The 17,181-nt window shown below is 70.1% G+C and carries 13 protein-coding genes and 4 pseudogenes; 16 read left to right on the top strand and 1 reads right to left on the bottom strand.

The window, feature by feature from the left end:
• Window positions 1-73: 73 nt before the first annotated feature.
• The 7 genes and pseudogenes from GQF42_RS47500 to GQF42_RS01200 all read left to right on the top strand — a co-directional run.
• Window positions 74-202: pseudogene (locus tag GQF42_RS47500) on the top strand (carboxylesterase family protein); the annotation flags it as partial.
• Window positions 203-414: 212 nt separating this feature from the next.
• Window positions 415-1,056 (top strand): annotated as a pseudogene (locus GQF42_RS47495) (carboxylesterase family protein); the annotation flags it as partial.
• Between the two features lie 521 nt (window positions 1,057-1,577).
• Window positions 1,578-2,318 carry an SDR family NAD(P)-dependent oxidoreductase gene (locus tag GQF42_RS01220; RefSeq protein WP_158916893.1) on the top strand — a complete coding sequence of 247 codons (741 nt, stop codon included), beginning with the start codon at window positions 1,578-1,580 and terminating at the stop codon, window positions 2,316-2,318.
• 477 nt (window positions 2,319-2,795) lie between these two features.
• On the top strand, window positions 2,796-3,011 hold the full coding sequence (locus GQF42_RS01215) for a ferredoxin (protein WP_067051804.1): 216 nt from the start codon (window positions 2,796-2,798) through the stop codon (window positions 3,009-3,011).
• A complete protein-coding gene (locus GQF42_RS01210; RefSeq protein WP_158916891.1) occupies window positions 2,995-4,377 on the top strand; it encodes an NAD(P)/FAD-dependent oxidoreductase in 1,383 nt (460 codons plus the stop codon). Before GQF42_RS01215 ends, GQF42_RS01210 begins: the two co-directional genes overlap by 17 nt.
• A 35-nt stretch (window positions 4,378-4,412) precedes the next feature.
• Window positions 4,413-5,639 (top strand): cytochrome P450, encoded by a 1,227-nt coding sequence (locus GQF42_RS01205; protein WP_158916889.1) that lies wholly within the window; start codon window positions 4,413-4,415, stop codon window positions 5,637-5,639.
• A 223-nt stretch (window positions 5,640-5,862) separates the two neighbouring features.
• Window positions 5,863-7,041: a Gfo/Idh/MocA family oxidoreductase gene (locus tag GQF42_RS01200; RefSeq protein ID WP_233273165.1), complete on the top strand. Its 1,179-nt coding sequence runs from the start codon at window positions 5,863-5,865 to the stop codon at window positions 7,039-7,041.
• Between the two features lie 499 nt (window positions 7,042-7,540).
• Here GQF42_RS01200 and GQF42_RS01195 read toward each other — a convergent pair whose 3' ends face one another.
• Window positions 7,541-8,497, bottom strand: coding sequence for an Lrp/AsnC family transcriptional regulator (locus GQF42_RS01195; protein WP_325100278.1), 957 nt, complete (start codon window positions 8,495-8,497; stop codon window positions 7,541-7,543).
• Window positions 8,498-8,632: 135 nt separating this feature from the next.
• Here GQF42_RS01195 and GQF42_RS01185 point away from each other — a divergent pair.
• The 9 genes and pseudogenes from GQF42_RS01185 (at window position 8,633) to GQF42_RS01150 (ending at window position 16,995) form a co-directional block, all read left to right on the top strand.
• A pseudogene (locus GQF42_RS01185) lies at window positions 8,633-10,080 on the top strand (carboxylesterase/lipase family protein).
• Window positions 10,081-10,094: 14 nt separating this feature from the next.
• Window positions 10,095-10,349 (top strand): hypothetical protein, encoded by a 255-nt coding sequence (locus GQF42_RS01180; protein WP_158916885.1) that lies wholly within the window; start codon window positions 10,095-10,097, stop codon window positions 10,347-10,349.
• 178 nt (window positions 10,350-10,527) lie between these two features.
• Window positions 10,528-11,118, top strand: coding sequence for a hypothetical protein (locus GQF42_RS01175; RefSeq protein WP_158916883.1), 591 nt, complete (start codon window positions 10,528-10,530; stop codon window positions 11,116-11,118).
• 22 nt (window positions 11,119-11,140) lie between these two features.
• Entirely contained in the window at window positions 11,141-11,839 is a 699-nt protein-coding gene (locus tag GQF42_RS01170) for an alpha/beta fold hydrolase (RefSeq protein ID WP_158916881.1), read from the top strand.
• A complete protein-coding gene (locus GQF42_RS01165) occupies window positions 11,836-13,197 on the top strand; it encodes a carotenoid oxygenase family protein (protein WP_158916879.1) in 1,362 nt (453 codons plus the stop codon). The genes GQF42_RS01170 and GQF42_RS01165 overlap by 4 nt, the downstream gene beginning before the upstream one ends.
• 98 nt (window positions 13,198-13,295) lie before the next feature.
• Window positions 13,296-14,252, top strand: a complete 957-nt coding sequence (locus GQF42_RS01160; RefSeq protein WP_158916877.1) for an RNA polymerase sigma factor — start codon at window positions 13,296-13,298, stop codon at window positions 14,250-14,252.
• Between the two features lie 343 nt (window positions 14,253-14,595).
• Window positions 14,596-16,215, top strand: coding sequence for an amidohydrolase (locus GQF42_RS01155; protein WP_158916875.1), 1,620 nt, complete (start codon window positions 14,596-14,598; stop codon window positions 16,213-16,215).
• Window positions 16,216-16,415: 200 nt separating this feature from the next.
• Window positions 16,416-16,508, top strand: a pseudogene (locus GQF42_RS47490) (phenazine biosynthesis protein PhzF); the annotation flags it as partial.
• 13 nt (window positions 16,509-16,521) lie between these two features.
• Entirely contained in the window at window positions 16,522-16,995 is a 474-nt protein-coding gene (locus GQF42_RS01150) for a PhzF family phenazine biosynthesis protein (protein WP_199272536.1), read from the top strand.
• Window positions 16,996-17,181: the final 186 nt, after the last annotated feature.

The raw sequence follows: 17,181 nt of genomic DNA, 5'->3' as shown, positions 1-17,181 counted from the left end.
AAGCTCGGATGTCTGTGGGTCTGCAGGAGGTTCGAACCGCCGATCGGATCGCCCGACCAGTCGGTCGGACGCCGTGATCGTCGTCTCGGTCGACTACCGGCTCGGCGCTTTCGGCTGTCTGCGCTCCCCGGGGATCCCCGAGGGCAACCTCGGCGTCTCCGACCAGCTGGCGGCGCTGCGGTGGGTGCGGGACGGCATCGCCTCGTTCGGCGGGGCACACCGGCCATGTCACCCTGGCCGGCCGGCCCGCGAGCGCCCACAGCGTGCAGGGCCTGTTGGGCATGCCCGGGACCGAGGGCCTGTTCCACGGTGCCATCGTGAACAGCACCTCGGCAGGGCTGAGCCTCGGCGAGGCCGACTACGCCAAGCGCGCCGCCGAGCGTTTCCTCTCCCGGCTCGGCACGAATCCGCACGGTGCCCCGGTGTCGGACACCCTGGGCGCCCAGAGCGCCGTCGCCCGAGAGGCCGCCGGCAGGCTCGGGCTCAACTCCGTCCACCGTTCGTGCCGGTCGGGGGCGTCGGCCCGCTCCCGGACGGCGCGGCTTGGACCGACGTTCTCACCCGCCGGGAACCCGGCCTGGACGTCACCATCGGCATCACCATCGGCATCACCATCGGCATCACCGAACGGGAGATGGCCGCCTTCAACGCCGTGAACCCGGTGCCGCGCCGGGTGCGCGAGGTCCCGTCCCGGGCTCCGCGCTCGCCGCCGACGGCGTGGAACACGCCGCGAGGGAGTTCGCCTTCGCCCGTCCCTCCCGTAAGCCGGCCGTCCAGCTCAGTGAGGCGGGCGCCCGCGTATGGGCCTACCGGTTCGGCGCCGCCGCCCCCGACTCCGTCTTCGGCGCCGCCCACTGCATCGAACTGCGCTTCCTCTTCGGCGCCGACGCCGACTGGGCCGACGCCCCGATGCTCGCCGGCGCCCGCCCGCAGGACATCGAGTCCCTCGGCCGCCGTGTGTGCACCGCCTGGCTCGGCTTCATCCGCACCGGCGCCCCCACCACCGACACCCCCTGGCCGCAGCACACAGCGCACTCCTCCTCCACTTACCACTGGCAAGCTGAAGCCCCACGGTCACGGGACACGTGCCCGATGCACCGCCGACGTCTGCGGACGTGCAGCGAGGCTCACAGCCGCACCGAGTGCCTGGTGCGCACACAGGCCGCCCGGCCCCATGGCCGTCGCGCGAGAGCCGTATGCCGGACTGCTATGGGCGAGTTCCGGCGGGACGTCGAGCAGCCGCGCCAGGCGCCCGAGCGGGGCCGTCACGCTCGCCGGCCGGGTACCCGGAAGTCTGCGTCACCGTCAGGGCCGGGGCATTGGCACGCCGGACAACGGGGGTGGCGCCTCCACCCCCCGGCGGCAGTACGGCGCGTACCAGTCGCCCGCGGACGTGATCAGCGAAGGCGAGCTCGCCGGCCTCCCAAGACCGCGTGGGCCACGGCCCCGGGCTGGACCATGATCAACGATCTGTCCGGCGTGGGTCCGTCGTCGCCATGGCATGAACCATCAGGATCATCAGTTACACGAGGAACAACCGACAGCATGTCGTTCCTCTCGGCTTGGAGGAGCTTTTCATGGCTGCAGAACTGGACGGATCCACCGCTCTTGTCACCGGCGCTACCGCCGGCATCGGCCGGGCCGTGGCCCTGCGCCTGGCAGCGTTGGGGGCCTCGGTCATCGTCCACGGGCGGGACGAGCAGCGGGGTGCGGAGACCGTCAAAGAGATCGCTGCCGCGGGCGGGAAGGCTCGGTTCGTTGCTGCGGATCTGAGTAGCTCTGAAGACGTCCTGCGTCTTGCCGCTGAAGCAGGCGAGGTGGACGTTCTGATCAACAACGCCGGTATCTACCGGTTCGCCAGTACGCCGGACACCACCGCCGAGATGTTCGACGGTCAGATGGCCGTCAACTCACGCGCGCCGATGCTCCTGGTCGGTGCCCTCGCTCCGGGAATGGCTGAGCGGGGGCGTGGCGTCATCGTGAATGTGAGTACAGCGGCGGCGACCACGCCGGTGCGGGAATCGGGCGCTTACGGGGCCTCCAAAGCTGCACTCGAACTTCTCACACGAGTATGGGCTGACGAGTTCGGCGCCCAGGGCGTCCGCGTGAACGCCGTGGCTCCGGGCCCTGTCCATACCCCCGGGACGGAGGAGATGGGAGGTGAAACCCTCCAGGCGATCGGGCGAACCACCGTACTGGGGCGGGTCGCAGACCCGGAGGAAATCGCGGAAGCGGTTGTGTTCCTTGTTTCGTCCCGCGCCAGCTACATCACCGGCGCGGTTCTCGAGGCACGCGGCGGACAGCTCGCGATCGGATGACTTTGGGCTGGGCCGCGATGGATATGCCAAACCCGACGCCCATGCCCACGATGTCTGCCTCGACCTGCAAAGAAGCTGTTTCTGATCCTGGCGTGAGCGGTTGACGCGGTGTAGTTACGGCAGCAGCAGGCGAGACGATGACCGCTTCCCAAAGCATCCGGTGGCCGTGCCGGCCACTGTCGGTCTGCATTCATCGGCGTGCGGTCAGGGCCCGTCTGGGCGAGGCTGACGTGATGGTAGAGCTCTGTGTGATCGTGTACCTGCGGTCGGGTCGGCGCCGGTGATCCCCACACTCATCCCTTTCGCAGCGCCTCCGTTCCTGGTGCCCGATCGCAGCCTCATTCCGGCCCGCCTGCGCGTTCTCGAACACCTTGCCCGCTGGATCCGGCCCCGACGGAGTAGCCGGGCTGGCACCTGGCGCGTTCCGGAGCCTAAAAAGAGACAGAGGGCTCGAGGCGACGGAGGGAGAGGCCTGGGATGCGGATCGTCGTGGACCTCACCCGCTGCCAGGCGTATGCGCAGTGCGTGTTTCTCGCACCGGAGATGTTCGAGCTGCATGGCGAGGAAGCGCTGCTGTACCGCCAGGAAGTCCCGGACGAGCAGCTGGAGCGCGTGCGCCAGGCCGCTGCAGCGTGCCCGGTCCAGGCGATCCTCGTGGGTGAGGCGGTGACCGCCGGTGCCCGGGCCCGGTGACCTTCGGGAGGGCCCCATCGTCATCGTCGGCGCGTCGCTGGCCGGGTTGCGGGCCGCTGAGGCACTGCGCGAGAGGGGCTTCACCGGCTCCCTGGCCGTGGTCGGGGACGAGCCCCACCCGCCCTACGACAGACCGCCGCTGTCCAAGCAGGTTTTGCTCGGCATGTCGGCGGCGGACACTACCGGGCTGCCGATGCGCCGCGACCCGGACGCCGACTGGCGCCTCGGAGTGCGTGCCACGGGGCTCGACCCGGTCGGCCGTCAGGTCCTGCTGGCCGACGGCGAGTCCCTGCCCTACGACCGGCTGCTGATCGCCACCGGAACCCGGGCGCGCCCCTGGCCCCGACCGGAGCAGGCTGCCCTGGACGGAGTCTTCACCCTGCGAACGCGTGACGACGCCGGGTGCCTGGCCGAGCGGCTGGCCGCCGGGCCGCGCCGGGTGCTGGTCATCGGCGCTGGCTTCACCGGTTCGGAGATCGCCTCGGCCTGCCGGGAGCGGGGCATCGAGGTCACGGTTGCAGAACGTGGTACCGCACCGCTGGTGGGCGCCCTCGGCGGCACGCTGGCGAGGTTCGCGGCCGGCCTGCAGCGGGCCCACGGCGTGGACCTGCGCTGCGGAGTGACGGTCACCGCGCTGTGCGGGAACGACGGCGGGCGGTTCACCGGAGCCGATCTCTCCGACGGCAGCCACATCGACGCGGACGTGTGCGTCATCGCCATGGGTGCGGTCCGCAACGTCGAGTGGCTGGCGGATTCCGGGCTGGCGGCGGGCCCGCACGGGGTCGCCTGTGACGCGGGGTGCCGCGCCTTCGACATGTACGGGATCGTCACCGACGACGTGTTCGTGGCGGGTGACGTCTCCCGCTTCCCCCATCCGCTCTTCGACTACCAGATGCTCTCCTTGGAGCACTGGGGCAACGCGGTCGCGCAGGCCGAGGTGGCGGCCCACAACATGATCAGTTCCGGGCCGCCGCGGCGTCCCCACCTCGCGGTTCCGGTCTTCTGGTCGAGTCAGTTCGGGGTCAACATCAAGTCCGTGGGTGTCCCTACCTACTCCGACCAGGTGGTCATTGCCCAGGGCTCGCTCAGTGAACGCCGTCTGGTGGCGGTCTACGGTTACCGGGGCCGCATCACTGCCGCCGTCACCGTCAACATGGCCAAGTGGCTGGAGTACTACCAGGGCCTGATCGAGGCCGCCGCCCCGTTCCCGCCCGCGCCCGGCGCGGCCGACGGCCATCCGCTGGTGACCGAATTCGCGCTTCCCTCCGACGTGCCGGATCCAAGGGGGCTGTCCCACGGCCCCACCGTCGCGCTGACCGGTCACCTGCCGGACCGCCGGCTGACCGTGGTCCGGGCCGCCGGCTGACCCTTCCGTTCTTCCCTGTCACGAGGAGCCCGTCGATGGCTGTCGACACCCTGCTGGAGCGGATCACCGACTACGCCAACCGCCCCGACCCGTACCCGCTGTACGCGGAACTCCGCGAGGCGGGCGTGGCGCGGCAGACGGACGGCAGCTACCTGGTTGGCGGGTACTACGACATTGTCGCCCTGTTCCACAACCCACGGCTCAGCTCGGACCGCCGCAACCGCGCCGGCACGTACAGCGGCCTGCCTGCGGATGAGGAAGAGCCCCGCCCTTTCATCCGGCTCGATGACCCCGAACACCGCAGGCTGCGCAGTCTGGCCACACGGCCGTTCGGTCCCCCGCACAGTCCGGGTCGGATCGACGCGATGCGAGACGAGATCACCCGGATCACCGACGAACTGATCGAGTCGCTCCAGGGCCGTACGCGAGTCGACGTCGTCGACGACTTCGCCTATCCCCTGCCCGTCTCCGTCATCTGCCGACTCCTTGGTGTACCGCGCGAAGACGAGCCGACCTTCCGCGAGTGGTCCAACGCCATCATCGACTCCGGCGACATCCGGCCCGGTGAGGACCTCGGCACGAGCCAACGGGCCGGCAACCAGGCCCGGGCGCAGATGGGCCGCTACCTGGTGGACCTCGCCGAGCAGCGCCGCGGCCGCCCGGGTGACGACATGCTGTCCGCGTTCGTCAACGACCCGGACCCGAGCGGAGGGCTCACCCGCGAGGAACTGGCGGCCACCGCCGTGCTGCTGCTCGTCGCTGGACACGAGACCACGGTCAATCTGATCACCAACGGCGTCCTCACCCTGCTGCGCCACCCCGACCAGCTGGCGCGCCTGCGCCATGAACCCGACCTGCTTCCTGGCGCAGTGGAGGAACTGCTGCGCTACGAGCCCCCCGTCCACTTGCTGGAGCGTATTCCCCTCACCCACGTCGACGTCGCCGGCACGACCATCCCCAAGGGCGTACCCGTGCTACTCGTGTTGGCCTCGGGCAACCGTGACCCCAAGCGATTCCGCGATCCCGACCGGTTCGACCCCACCCGCCGGGACAACCAGCACCTCGGATTCGGCAGCGGCATCCACATCTGCTACGGCGCACCCCTCGCCCGGGTCGAAGCCCAGATCGCCCTGGTAGCACTCCTTCCCCATCTCACCACCGCAACTCTGGTCGAAGACCCTCCTCCCTACCGGAACAGCGCCGTGTTGCGGGGCCCCCGGCACCTTCCCATCGAGCTGGCCCCGTCGCCGCAGACGCGATGAACCGCCTCGCCCCAGGACGCGAAGTAGAGCAGCGCCGGTCGTTCGTTCGGTTGTTCCTCGGCCGGTTCGGAGGCACCGACGTGCCGCTGGGCAGGGCGCGGCGGAGCGAGCTCGCCGAGTGAGGTTCCGCTGTAACGAACGGCAAGCCGATCGACGTGTAACTGACCGTGTTGCTCAGACCGTGTCCTCCATGGCTATGGGCCGCTTTGAGATGAGAGAGCAGATGACCGCGAACGCCGGGGCGCACATGACGTCCACTTCCCCTCATCGGGAGCCGATCCGCGTCGGTGTCGTGGGTCTGAGCGCGAGCGGCGGGTGGGCGGCCGCTGCCCATGTGCCGGCACTGGCCGGGCTCGATGGATACGAGTTGCGGGCGCTGAGCGCCAGCAGCGCCGAATCCGCGCGTGCGGCCGGCGAGAAGTATGCGGTGCCGCTGGCCTACGGCAGCGCGGAGGAGCTGGCCCGCAGTGAGGAAGTCGATCTCGTGGTGGTGACGGTGAAGGTTCCGCATCACCTGGAGCTCATCCGTCCCGCGCTGGAAGCGGGAAAGATGGTGTTCAGCGAGTGGCCGCTCGGTGCCGACCTCGCGCAGGCCGAGGAGTTGGCCGGCCTCGCGCATCGCAGGAGTGTGCTCACGGCCGTCGGCCTGCAGGCCCGGTCGGCTCCGCCACTGCGGTATCTGCGGGACCTGGTCGCCGACGGCTACGTGGGGCGGGTGCTGTCGACCAGCATGCTCGGGTCGGGCTGGATCGGCGGCGCCACCTACGACGACAACTATGCGTACGTGCTGGACGTCACCAGCGGCGCCACGCTGCTGTCGATCCCCTTCGGGCACTCGGTCGACGCGCTGACCATGGTGCTCGGGGAGTTCCGTGAGGTGTCGGCTCTCATCGAAAACCTGCGCCCGGAGGTCACCCACGTCACGAGCGGGGCGGTCGCGGCCAAGACTGCAGAGGACCAGATCGCCGTCACCGGGGTGCTGGAGTCGGGGGCCGTAGCCGCAATGCACATCCGCGGTGGGACCTCACGCGCCACCGCGTTTCACTGGGAGATCAACGGCACGGACGGCGATCTCGTCGTCAAGGCCGACCAGGCTCAGTGGTGGTACGGGGGGCTGCGGCTCAGCGGAGCCCGGGGAGAGGACGGCACGTTGGCCGAGCTAGCGGTTCCCGCCCGCTATCAGCGGTCGCTGACGCAATGGACCGAGCGATCCACCGAGCCCGCCTGCAACGTCGCCCACGAGTACGCGCTTCTGCGCGACCAGATCACCGGGAACCTTGCGCCAGATGAGGAGGGCGTTCCCGACTTCCGGCACGCCGTCCGGCGACACCGCATGCTGGAGCGGATCCGAGAGGCGGCGCGCGCGGGCCGGAAGGTCACACTCACAGAGCAAGGCTCGTAGGCCCCGAAGTGAGTCGGGTCGGGAGCTCGACCGATTTGCCCTCGCGGCTGGGCGTCCGCACCGAAGCCCTGCTGTGGATCACCGTCGCACCTGGCGGACTGGAGGAGACCGGACAACAGCTCAGCCGCCACCCACAGGTCCGCTTCGCCTCCGCCACCACCGGCCCGGCCAGCGTCCCCGTGTGCCGTCGCCGCAGCCGACCTCAACGCGCTCTACCACTTCATGAGCGACATCATCGGCGCCCTCACACATTTCCACCATCGAGGTCACACCCATCCTGTCCGGGGTCAAACGGACCGGTCTGGTCCGACCCGGCAGCCTGTGAGGCGATCGCGCGTCCTGCTCGCCGAACTCGGCATCCCGGCCACCGCATGATCCGGATCAGGCGCTGATCAGTGAGGGCGGGGTGATCGGTTTCGTGCTTGACAGGGCTTGTTCTTGTCCGTTGTCCGCAGCCGAACGGACGTGAGGTCCTGCCTACCCGGAACCTGTGATCGGCTCAGAGGCTGCCCGGGCGGACCAGGCCGGTCCTCTTCACCCCGGTCAGGATGGGGGTGACCTCAAGGGTGGTGATGTGTTCGAGGGCGCCGATGGTCTCGCTCAGGAAGTGGTAGAGCGCGTCGAGGTCGGTTGCCGCGACGGCCACAAGGAGGTTGGCCGAGCCGGTGGTGGCGGAGGCGAAGCGGACCTGTGGGTGGCGGCTGAGCTGCTGGCCCGTCTCCTCCAGTCCGCCAGGTGCGACGGTGATCCACAGAAGGGCCTCGGTCCGGATGCCCAGCCGGGCGAGATCGACTTCGGTCGCGAGTCTGAGGACCTGGCCGCCCACCAGTGCCTCTACCCGGCGGCGAGCGGTCAGGGCGGTGGTGTTGGCGCGGCGGGCGAGGTCGGTGTAGGAGGCTCGGCCGTCCTCGATCAGTGCGGTGATCAGCTGGTGGTCGAGGGGCTGGAGGACGGGGTGGGTAGGTGCCGCGGACAGGTCGGGCCGCAGGCTGGTCAGTTCGGTCTGTGTCAGCAGGCCGCCGCTCCAGTCGAAGGCGGCCGGGAAGACCCGCAGGAGGACGTGCGAGGTCCAGGACTGGACCGCGGGGGTGGCGGGCAGGTCGCGCAGCAGCAGGTTGTTGCGGGCGTCCGGTCCGTCCAGGAACAGGACGGTGCAGATCTCGTCGCCGCCGCCGAGGACGTCGACCCAGATGGTGTCGGGCCGGCGGGCGAGGGTGGCGGCGATGGCGCTGATCCGGTTGGGCCGGCAGCGGATGCGCAGGGCCAGCGGAATCAGCTCGGGGAAGTGCACAGGGTTGCGTACGGCCGTGGCCCGCAGCGTCCCGTCGCCGAACAGCGGTGCCGCCCGGCGTACGACAGTGCGCTCCGAGAGGCCCAGGACTCGGCCGACCGTGCGCCACGAGGCACGCGGAGAGGCCAGCATCGCGGCGGCGATCCGACTGTCCTTTTCGTTCAACAGATGGCGCACTCCCTCCATAGATCTAGATCATATGTCCTTTTTCCTCGATCCAGATGGTCATTTCTGGCTCAGATTCTCGCCTCGGCTTAGAAACGTCTCAGAGCAACCGAGACGAGAGAGCAGGTGAGCGCGATGACCGGCATCGAGCACACGGTGGTGGACACCGACCGGGGCAAGGTCAGGGGAGTTGGGGAGGGCGAGGCGGTCTCCTTCCGGGGAATCCCTTACGCCGCGTCGCCGGTCGGCGAGCTGCGGTTCGCGCCGCCGCAGCCGCACCCGGGCTGGACGGACGTGCGGGACGCGGCCAAGGCCGGCCCCTCCGTTCCGCAGGCGGCCTCCCGGCTGGAGAAGGTGCAGGGGCAGCGCGTGCCGGACTGGAACGAGGACGGCAGCCTGACCGTCAACGTCTTCATTCCACGCCGGGCGCTGGCGGACGGTGCGGCCCGACCCGTCCTGCTCTGGTGGCACGGCGGCGGCTTCACCAGCGGCTCCGGCGGCTGGGACTGGTACGACGGCGGCCGTCTCGCCGCAGGGGCGACATCGTGGTCGTTACTGCCAACTACCGGGTGGGACCGCTGGGTTATCTCTACCTGCCGCAGATCGGCGCAGCCAACCTCGGCCCCCAGGACCAGGCCGCCGTGCTGCGCTGGGTGCAGAACAACATCGCCTCCTTCGGCGGCGACCCGCGCGCGGTCACCGTCGGCGGGCAGTCCGCCGGAGCGTACTCGGCCCTGTCGCTTGCGCTCGACCCCGAGACGAGCGGGTCCATCACCCGGGTGCTGCTGCAGAGCGGCCCCTTCGGCCTGAACCCACAGGATCCGCACCAGGCCGCCGAGAACGCCGACGCCTACCTGCGCCTGCTGGACATCCCAGTCGGCGCTGATGCCGCGAAGGCCCTGCGTGCCCTGCCGGCCGAGCAGCTGCTGGACGCCTACGGCCGCCTCTCCGTCCAGCTCGCGGCTCCGGGTAACGCGGCTCCGCCGATGTACCCGGTCCTCGGTGCCCCCGGCATGCCCCGCACCCGGCAACAGGCGCTCAGTGACGGCGCTTTGGAGGGCAAGACCCTGCTGATCGGCACCACCCGCGACGAAGCGACGGCCTTCTTCGCCTTCGACCCCCGCATCCAGAACCTCACCACCGAAACCGCCCTGGACGTCCTCACCGCCCAGGTCGGCCGACACACCGCCCTGGACGTCTACCAGCAGCACGCCGCCCGCCTCCCGCAGGCGACACCGGCGCAGATCTTCATCTCGGTGCAGACCGACGGCCTCTTCCGCGACGGCTCGCTGGAGATCGCCGACCATCACGCGGCCGGCGGCAACACCACCTACGTCTACCAGTTCGACTACGCCCCCGCCGAGGACCCGTACGCCCTGGGCGCCACCCACTGTGCCGAACTGCCCTTCCTCTTCAACACCTTCGACGCCTACCCCGGCAGCCCCGTCCTCGCCGGCGCCGGCGACGCCCAGCGCACCCTCGGGCTCGAATTCGCAACCGCCGTCGCCGAATTCGTCACCACTGGAACGACCAGCAACTGGCTGCCCTACGCGACCGCAGCCCGCATCCGCCACTTCGGCTGAGAGAGGAGACCGTCATGAAGCACATCTTCCGCACGCCGACCATGCCTCACTGGGCCGAGTTCCTCACCTTGCTGGTCACCATCTACTCCTCGGACCGGCTGTACTCCCTGACCATCGGCGACCGTTTCGCGAACTGGAACCAGTGGGTACGCTCATTCCCCTTCACCCTGGCCTCCATCGCGCTCCTCGTCTTCTTCGTGATGCCGGGCGCCGGAAGGCTCTGGAAGATCCTGTACGCGAAGGCCCTGCACACGGCCGCCGCCCACTGAACCCCGTCGATGGCCGGCGTCCCGCACCCGTGGGACGCCGGCCATCGCGTCTTCACAGCGGTGAGAACCCAGGCGTCTATGTGTGACGGCCCTCACATGTCGGGATTCGAACTTTCCTGCCCGCCCCGCATCCAGTCCGCGTTGGCCACTTTCGTTTCGGCTCACCAAGGAAGGCTCAATGGGTTATCTGCGCGGATTCATCCCCTGGATCGTCGCCGGCTTCGTGTCGGGCTTCGTCGACTGGCGTTGGGGTGCGGTCAGCGGGTTCGCCTCGGGGCTGCTGCTCCTGCTCCAGGACCGCCGTCGCGGGGTCGACCTCGACGCGCTGATCCTGGAGGCCAGCACCATCGTGTACTTCGTGTTGGTCGGCGCCGTCGCCGTCGCACGGCCGCACTCGTCCCTGTCGCACCACACCGACGTCCTCTCCTTCGCCTGGCTGGCCGCCACGGCTTGGGGGACGCTGGCGATCCGCCGCCCCTTCACGCTGGGCATCGCCAAGCGCCAGACGCCGCGTGAGTTCTGGGACATGCCGGAGTTCCTCCGCGTCAACAACCACATCACCAGCGCGTGGGGCACCGGCTTCACGTTCATCGGCGTCAGCCTGGCCGTCGCGGACGCGGCGGATGCCCCTGCCTGGGTGGGCATCGCCGCCCATGTCATCGGCCTCGTCGGCCCCGCCGTCTTCACGAAGGTCTATCCCGCCCGCGCCCAGGCGCGCCTGCAGGCCGCCCAGGCGCCGGTCACGGTCGTAGCGCAGCAGTCGCAGTAGTCCACCGAAGGAGTGCGTACACATGAGCACTGAAGCAAGGAACGTCGTCCTGGTCCACGGCGGGTTCGTCGACGGTTCGGGCTGGAAGGGGGTCTACGACCTGCTGACCGCCGACGGCTACACCGTCACCGTCGTGCAGAACCCCACCCTCTCCCTCGACGGCGACGTCGCCGCCACCAAGCTGATCCTCGACGCGCAGGACGGCCCGACCGTGCTGGTCGGGCACTCCTACGGCGGCGCGGTGATCTCCGAGGCGGGCAACCACGAGAAGGTGAGCGCGCTCGTGTACATCGCGGCGTTCGCGCCCGACAAGGACGAATCCGTCAACACCCTGATCGCCGACCCGCCGCCCGGCGCGCCCGTCCCGCCGATCCTGCCGCCCCGTGACGGCTTCCTCTTCCTGGACCGGGAGAAGTTCGCCGCGTCCTTCGCCGCCGACCTGCCCGCCGACGAGGAGCGGTTCCTGGCCGACTCCCAAGTGCCTTGGGGCGTGGACGCGTTGGGGGGCACCGTCACCCGTCCCGCCTGGCGTGCCAAGCCGAGCTTCTACCTGGTCGCCACCGACGACCACATGATCCCGCCGCCGGCCCAGCGGGCCATGGCCGACCGGGCCGGGGCCACGGTGAACGAGACGAGCGCGAGCCACGCCGTGTACGTGTCCAAGCCCGCCGAGGTCGCCGCGCTGGTCAGGAAGGCCGCGTCGCCCGGAACGCGGGCATGACCGAGGGGATGTCCCTTCCTCGCCACCTCCGGGGCCGCTTCGCACCGGTCCCGGAGGAGCGCGAGGCGGCCGGTCTCACCGTGCGGGGTTCGCTGCCGCCCGAGCTCGATGGCCGCTACCTGCGCAACGGCCCCAACCCGCTGCCCGGCGAGGTCTCCGGTCACTGGTTCACCGGCCCGGGCATGCTGCACGGCATCCGGCTGCGCGGCGGGCGCGCCGAGTGGTACCGCAACCGCTGGGTGCGCACCAGGGAGTTGGAGGGGCATCCCTTCATCCGTGAGGACTTCACCGTCGACCTGGCGGCGACGCCCGCCAATACGCACGTGATCCGACACGCGGGCATGGTGCTGGCTCTGTGCGAGGTGGGCCTGCCCTACTGGGTTACCGACACGCTGGAGACCGTGGGACCGTACGACTTCAGCGGGCGGCTGAGGACGGCGATGACCGCGCATCCCAAGGAGGACCCAATCACGGGCGAACTGCACCTGTTCGGCACCGGGTTCGCCCCGCCATACCTCACCTACCACCGGGTCATGGCCGATGGTCTGCTGCTTGAGAGCAGGCCGGTCGAGGTGCCGGGGCCGACGATGATGCACGATTTCGCCATCACCGAGCACCACATCGTGTGGCTGGACCTCCCCGTCGTCTTCGACTCCGCCCTGCCCGGAGGCGGCGGCATGCCCTACCGGTGGGACGACCGGTACGGCGCCCGGCTCGGGATCATGTCCCGCAGGCCCGGCAACACCGACGTGCGGTGGTACGACATCGACGACTGCTACGTCTTTCACGTCGGCAACGCCTATGAGGATGCGAACGGCCGGATCGTGCTGGACGCGGTGCGCCACGAACCTGCGGGATTCCGGCACGCCTGGTCCAGCATCGGCGGCCCCACCGGGCCCGGCGGCCGAGCCGGGGTGCAGGAACCAGGCTGCTCGCAAGCCCCCTCCGTCCTGCACCGCTGGACCCTCGCCCCGGCCACCGGCCGCGTCACCGAGTCCCAACTGGATGAGCGGCAGGCGGAGTTCCCCACCCACAATGAGGCCCTGACCGGGCGCCCCCACCGCTACCTGTACACGGTCTGCGGCGACGGCATCGCCAAGCACGACCTCGTGGTCGGCACCAGCCACCTGCACAAGACCCCCGGCAGTCGCCATGCCGGCGAGGCGGTCTTCGTACCCGCGGCGGACGGCGCCGGCGAGGACGACGGCTGGCTGCTGTCGCTCGTCTCGGACGACCACGGCAGGGCGGGCGAGCTTCTCGTGCTCGACGCCCGCGAGCTTGCCGTCCAGGCGGTGGTGGAGCTGCTGTACCCCGTCCCGGCCGGTTTCCACGGCAGCTGGCTGCCGGAGCTGTCCTGACCGGGGAATGATGCAGTGCAGGCACGCCCAGGGTCCTTGGCCGGCAGCGGCCCAGCCCCGCGGGACCGGACCACGTCGCCACGGAGGCGTTCGCCACCATGACAAACCTCAATGCGCCAACGGACGAGGAACTCACCCGCAGGGCACAAGCAGGCGAGACCGCCGCGCTCGGTCTGCTGCTGGCCCGTCACCAGGCACCCATGCGCGCGGTGGCACTGAGCCTGCTCGGCTACGGCCCCGACGCGGAGGACGCGGTCCAGGACGCCGCGCTGACCGCGCTGCGGCGCATCGGCGACGTACGGGATCCCGCGGCCGTGGGCGCCTGGCTGCGGGCGATCGTGCGCAACAGCTCCCGCATGCGGCTGCGGGCCGGCCGGGAGGCACCGGGCCTTGACGCCCTCGAACACCTGCACGCGTGTGACCACTGGCCCTCGTATCCCTCGTATCTCTCGCATCCCGAGCGGGTCGTGGACCAGCACGCGATGCGCGACTGGATCTGGGACGCGGTGGAGCAACTGCCCGAGCCGCTGCGGCTGGTGCTGATGCTGCGCCACTTCAGCAACATCACCTCCTACCAGGAGATCGCCCACGCCTGCGAGATCCCGGTCGGTACGGTGCGCAGCCGCCTCAACCAGGCCCGGGCGAAGCTCGCTCAGGTGCTGCTGGCGACCGCCACACACGTGCACGACGGCGCCTCCCGGCTCGCCGAGGAGAGCCGACGGGAAGCCGAGGTCACCCTGGACGGCGCCCGGCGCGGCTGCCAGCCCAGGGAGATCCTGGAACTGTGGCCGCCGGAGGCTGAACTGGTCGGTGTCCTGGGCACGCCGGGCGAACGCTGCCACCCCTTCCCAGCCATGCGGCAGAACCGGGACAAGGGCATCACCCAGCATCTACGCCACGTCGTGGCCAGCCGCTCCGTCACCATCTGGGAAATGGACGTCACCAACCCCGCCGGCATCCCTGACCCCTGTCCGCCGACCCTCGCCTGGCTCATGATCCGCCGCAACAGACGAGTCCAGACACTCCGCGTGGTCTTCCCCCAGCCACAGCGATGAAGGGCCGGCGGATTCCGTAGCGAACGGCGCCAAGCACACCGAGTTGCGCACGCCCGTCGTGTGCAGGCGCGATCGGTGTACAGGGAGTGAGGCGACGTACGGCGGTGCGTCCGCGCAGCCCCGGCCGGCCGCACCGCCTCAGGGATCACGGGGTGATGCGAGCGGAGCGGCTGCGCTCCTGCGTCCGTCCCGATCGACGTTGGCGCATGATCCGCATATCGGGGTGCGCGCATGGCGTATTTCCTGCGCGGTCGATCCAGATATGGCGGCGAATTACCGAACGGCTTCTACAACAGTCTCGTCAGCGGCACCTTCGAAACGCTGCGAGCTGAGGGAGAAGACGATGTCTGATCACGGAGCCGACCTGCTGATCCGCGCCGGCGCGGTGCACACCCTGGTGCCCGGCCAGGTCCCGCAGCGGGCCCTGGCGGTGCGCGGCGACCGGATCGCGGCCGTGTCCGCCGACCCGCACGGTCTCGACCACCTGGTCACCGAGAAGACCGAGGTCCGCGACCTGCCCGGCGCGACCGTGCTGCCTGCCTTCGACGACACCCACACCCACCTGATCTTCGCCGCGCTCGGCGCCCAGGACGTCCCCGTCCACCAGGCCCGCACCATCCCCGAGTTCCTCGACCTGATCCGGCAGCGGGCCGCGGTCACCCCCGAGGGCGAGTGGATCCGCACCACCACCAACTGGCAGGAACTCAACCTGGCCGAGCGCCGTATGCCCACCGCGGCCGAACTCGACAAGGCGACCGAGCGGCACCCGGTCCTGGTCAAGCGCGGCGGCCACAACGACGTCGTCAACAGCTACGCGCTGCGTCTCGCGGGCATCACCGAGGACACCCCCGTACCGCCCGGGGGCACCATCGGCCGTGACGCCGACGGCAAGCTGGACGGCCGACTGATCGACAACGCCCTGCACCTGGTGGAGCGCCTGGCTCCAGCCCCTGACCGGGCCGAGCGCATCGAAGGACTCCGCATCACCACCCGCGACTACGCCGCCACCGGCATCGGTACCGTGCGGGACTGCGCGGTCACCCCCGAGGACTACCGGGTGCTCCAAGCCGCCCGCGAGGCGGGCGCGCTGCACATCAGGGTGCGCGCGCTGATCTCGGCGCTCGGCATGACCAGCGCGGCCCAGGTGGAGGACCTCCTCGACACCATGGAGGAGTGGCGCGACAACTCCGACCCATACCTGTCCGTGTGGGGCGTGAAGTTCGGCCTCGACGGCGGCCTGGAGGCCGGCGCCACCGAGGAGCCGTACGCCTGTGACCACTCCTTCTCCGGGATGCTGATCTGGGAGCCGGACGCGCTGGTCGAGGCGGTCGAGGCGGTGGTCCGGCGCGGCTGGCGGGTCGGCACGCACGCCTACGGCGACCGCGCGGTCCGCACCCTCCTCGACGTCTACGAACGCGTCCTGCAGCGCAACCCCGGCCTGCCCGCCGGCAGCCTGGTCATGGAGCACGGCGGCCTCGCCGGCCCCGAGCAGCGCGCCCGCGCCGTCGCCCTCGGCATCCCCGTCACCATCCAGCAGCCCCTGCTGCACGACACCGCCGAGGTCGAGGAGGGCTTCTGGGGCCCGGAACGCGTCGCCCGCCTCTTTCCGGCCCGCAGCTGGATCGATCTGGGCACCCAGGTCAGCGCGGGTTCCGACTTCCCGGTCGGCCAGTTCGGCGCGATGCGCTCGGTGTGGGGCATGACCACAAGGCAGACGGTCATCGGCGTGAAGGGTCCCGAGCACGCGATCTCGTACGGCGAGGCCCTCACCCTGCACACCACCCGGGCGGCCCACCTCACGGGCGAGTCCCATCTGCGCGGCACCTTGACCCCGGGCCGCTGGGCTGACTTCACGATCTGGGACCAAGAGCCCGCCCACTGCCCCGGCGATGCCCTGCGCGACCTACACCCCACCCACACCTTCGTCGGCGGTCGCCTGGTCGCTCCCTCCGGAACCCGATAGGCGGGGGAGCATGTGCCGGCCCCGAGCCCCTGGCTACCGCGGGCACAAGCGCCCGCGGTAGCCAACTGCCCGTGATGATCAGTCCACTTTGTGTCAGTGGCCATGTCCCGGCCGCGCGCGTGCCCGTTGGATGAACCCACCTGTTTCCGCCGGGCGCGAGACGCGCAGAATCCGCCGCAGCCGCTACCGGGAGGCCCTCGATGACCACGCCGCGCACTCGCTCGTTCGCACAGGTCGAGGTGTTCTCCACGATCCCCTACGGCGGCAATCCGGTCGCGGTGGTCCTGGACGGGACCGGCTTGAGCGATGAGGAGATACAGCGCCTGGCGCGACCAGCTGGCCACGGCCAAGGAGGTCCTCGGCCTCGAACCCGACCTCTCCCTCATCCCGGACGCCATGGTCGGCGCGATCGGGGCCTATCCCGAGGGATCCGAGTACGACTTCGAGCTGCGCACCTTCGCCCCCGGAGCCGGTGTGTCCGAGGACCCGGCGTGCGGCAGCATGAACGCCGCCGTCGGGCAGTGGCTCACCCTTCTGCGCGCCGACGACCTGACCGTCTTCCCGGTCACTGACCCGGCTGGCACCATCGTCAGCGTCGGCCGTCCCGGCCTGGTGGACACCGTTCTCGTCGCCAGCCGCGTGGTCAAACGCGACGGCGCGCTGGTGGACGTGGACCTCCCGGCGCTAAAGACCCGAATCCTTGAATCGCGCGACCGGATCGCGACGGCCGCCGGAATCCCGCTCGACGGCACATGGGATCCGCAGCCGGGATCGGAGTAACCCGGCTGTATCAGCGGTCGGCGAAGTGCGCTCAGCGGCTGATCTCGGCGATGCGGCGCCGCCTTCGGCCAGTGTCGGGGGCACGACTGAGAGTTGTTCTGCTCCCCGTACATGAACATCTGCGACGCGCACAGTTCGAGGAAGCGGTCCAGCACCTTTCCGTGGTCGGAGAGCTCGACGACGGAC

Origin of the sequence: Streptomyces broussonetiae (assembly GCF_009796285.1) — a bacterium.
Classification (GTDB): domain Bacteria; phylum Actinomycetota; class Actinomycetes; order Streptomycetales; family Streptomycetaceae; genus Streptomyces; species Streptomyces broussonetiae.
The sequence above is the reverse complement of the archived record's forward strand: the minus strand, read 5'-3'. Positions and strand labels throughout refer to the sequence as shown.

Bases quoted from the DNA above. Each gene is read 5' to 3' on its own strand.
- GQF42_RS01205 (WP_158916889.1), top strand. From the start codon at position 4,413: ATGGCTGTCGACACCCTGCTGGAGCGGATCACCGACTACGCCAACCGC.
- GQF42_RS01160 (WP_158916877.1), top strand. From the start codon at position 13,296: ATGACAAACCTCAATGCGCCAACGGACGAGGAACTCACCCGCAGGGCA.
- GQF42_RS01200 (WP_233273165.1), top strand. From the start codon at position 5,863: ATGACCGCGAACGCCGGGGCGCACATGACGTCCACTTCCCCTCATCGG.
- GQF42_RS01180 (WP_158916885.1), top strand. From the start codon at position 10,095: ATGAAGCACATCTTCCGCACGCCGACCATGCCTCACTGGGCCGAGTTC.
- GQF42_RS01220 (WP_158916893.1), top strand. From the start codon at position 1,578: ATGGCTGCAGAACTGGACGGATCCACCGCTCTTGTCACCGGCGCTACC.
- GQF42_RS01170 (WP_158916881.1), top strand. From the start codon at position 11,141: ATGAGCACTGAAGCAAGGAACGTCGTCCTGGTCCACGGCGGGTTCGTC.
- GQF42_RS01150 (WP_199272536.1), top strand. From the start codon at position 16,522: ATGAGGAGATACAGCGCCTGGCGCGACCAGCTGGCCACGGCCAAGGAG.
- GQF42_RS01165 (WP_158916879.1), top strand. From the start codon at position 11,836: ATGACCGAGGGGATGTCCCTTCCTCGCCACCTCCGGGGCCGCTTCGCA.
- GQF42_RS01155 (WP_158916875.1), top strand. From the start codon at position 14,596: ATGTCTGATCACGGAGCCGACCTGCTGATCCGCGCCGGCGCGGTGCAC.
- GQF42_RS01215 (WP_067051804.1), top strand. From the start codon at position 2,796: ATGCGGATCGTCGTGGACCTCACCCGCTGCCAGGCGTATGCGCAGTGC.
- GQF42_RS01175 (WP_158916883.1), top strand. From the start codon at position 10,528: ATGGGTTATCTGCGCGGATTCATCCCCTGGATCGTCGCCGGCTTCGTG.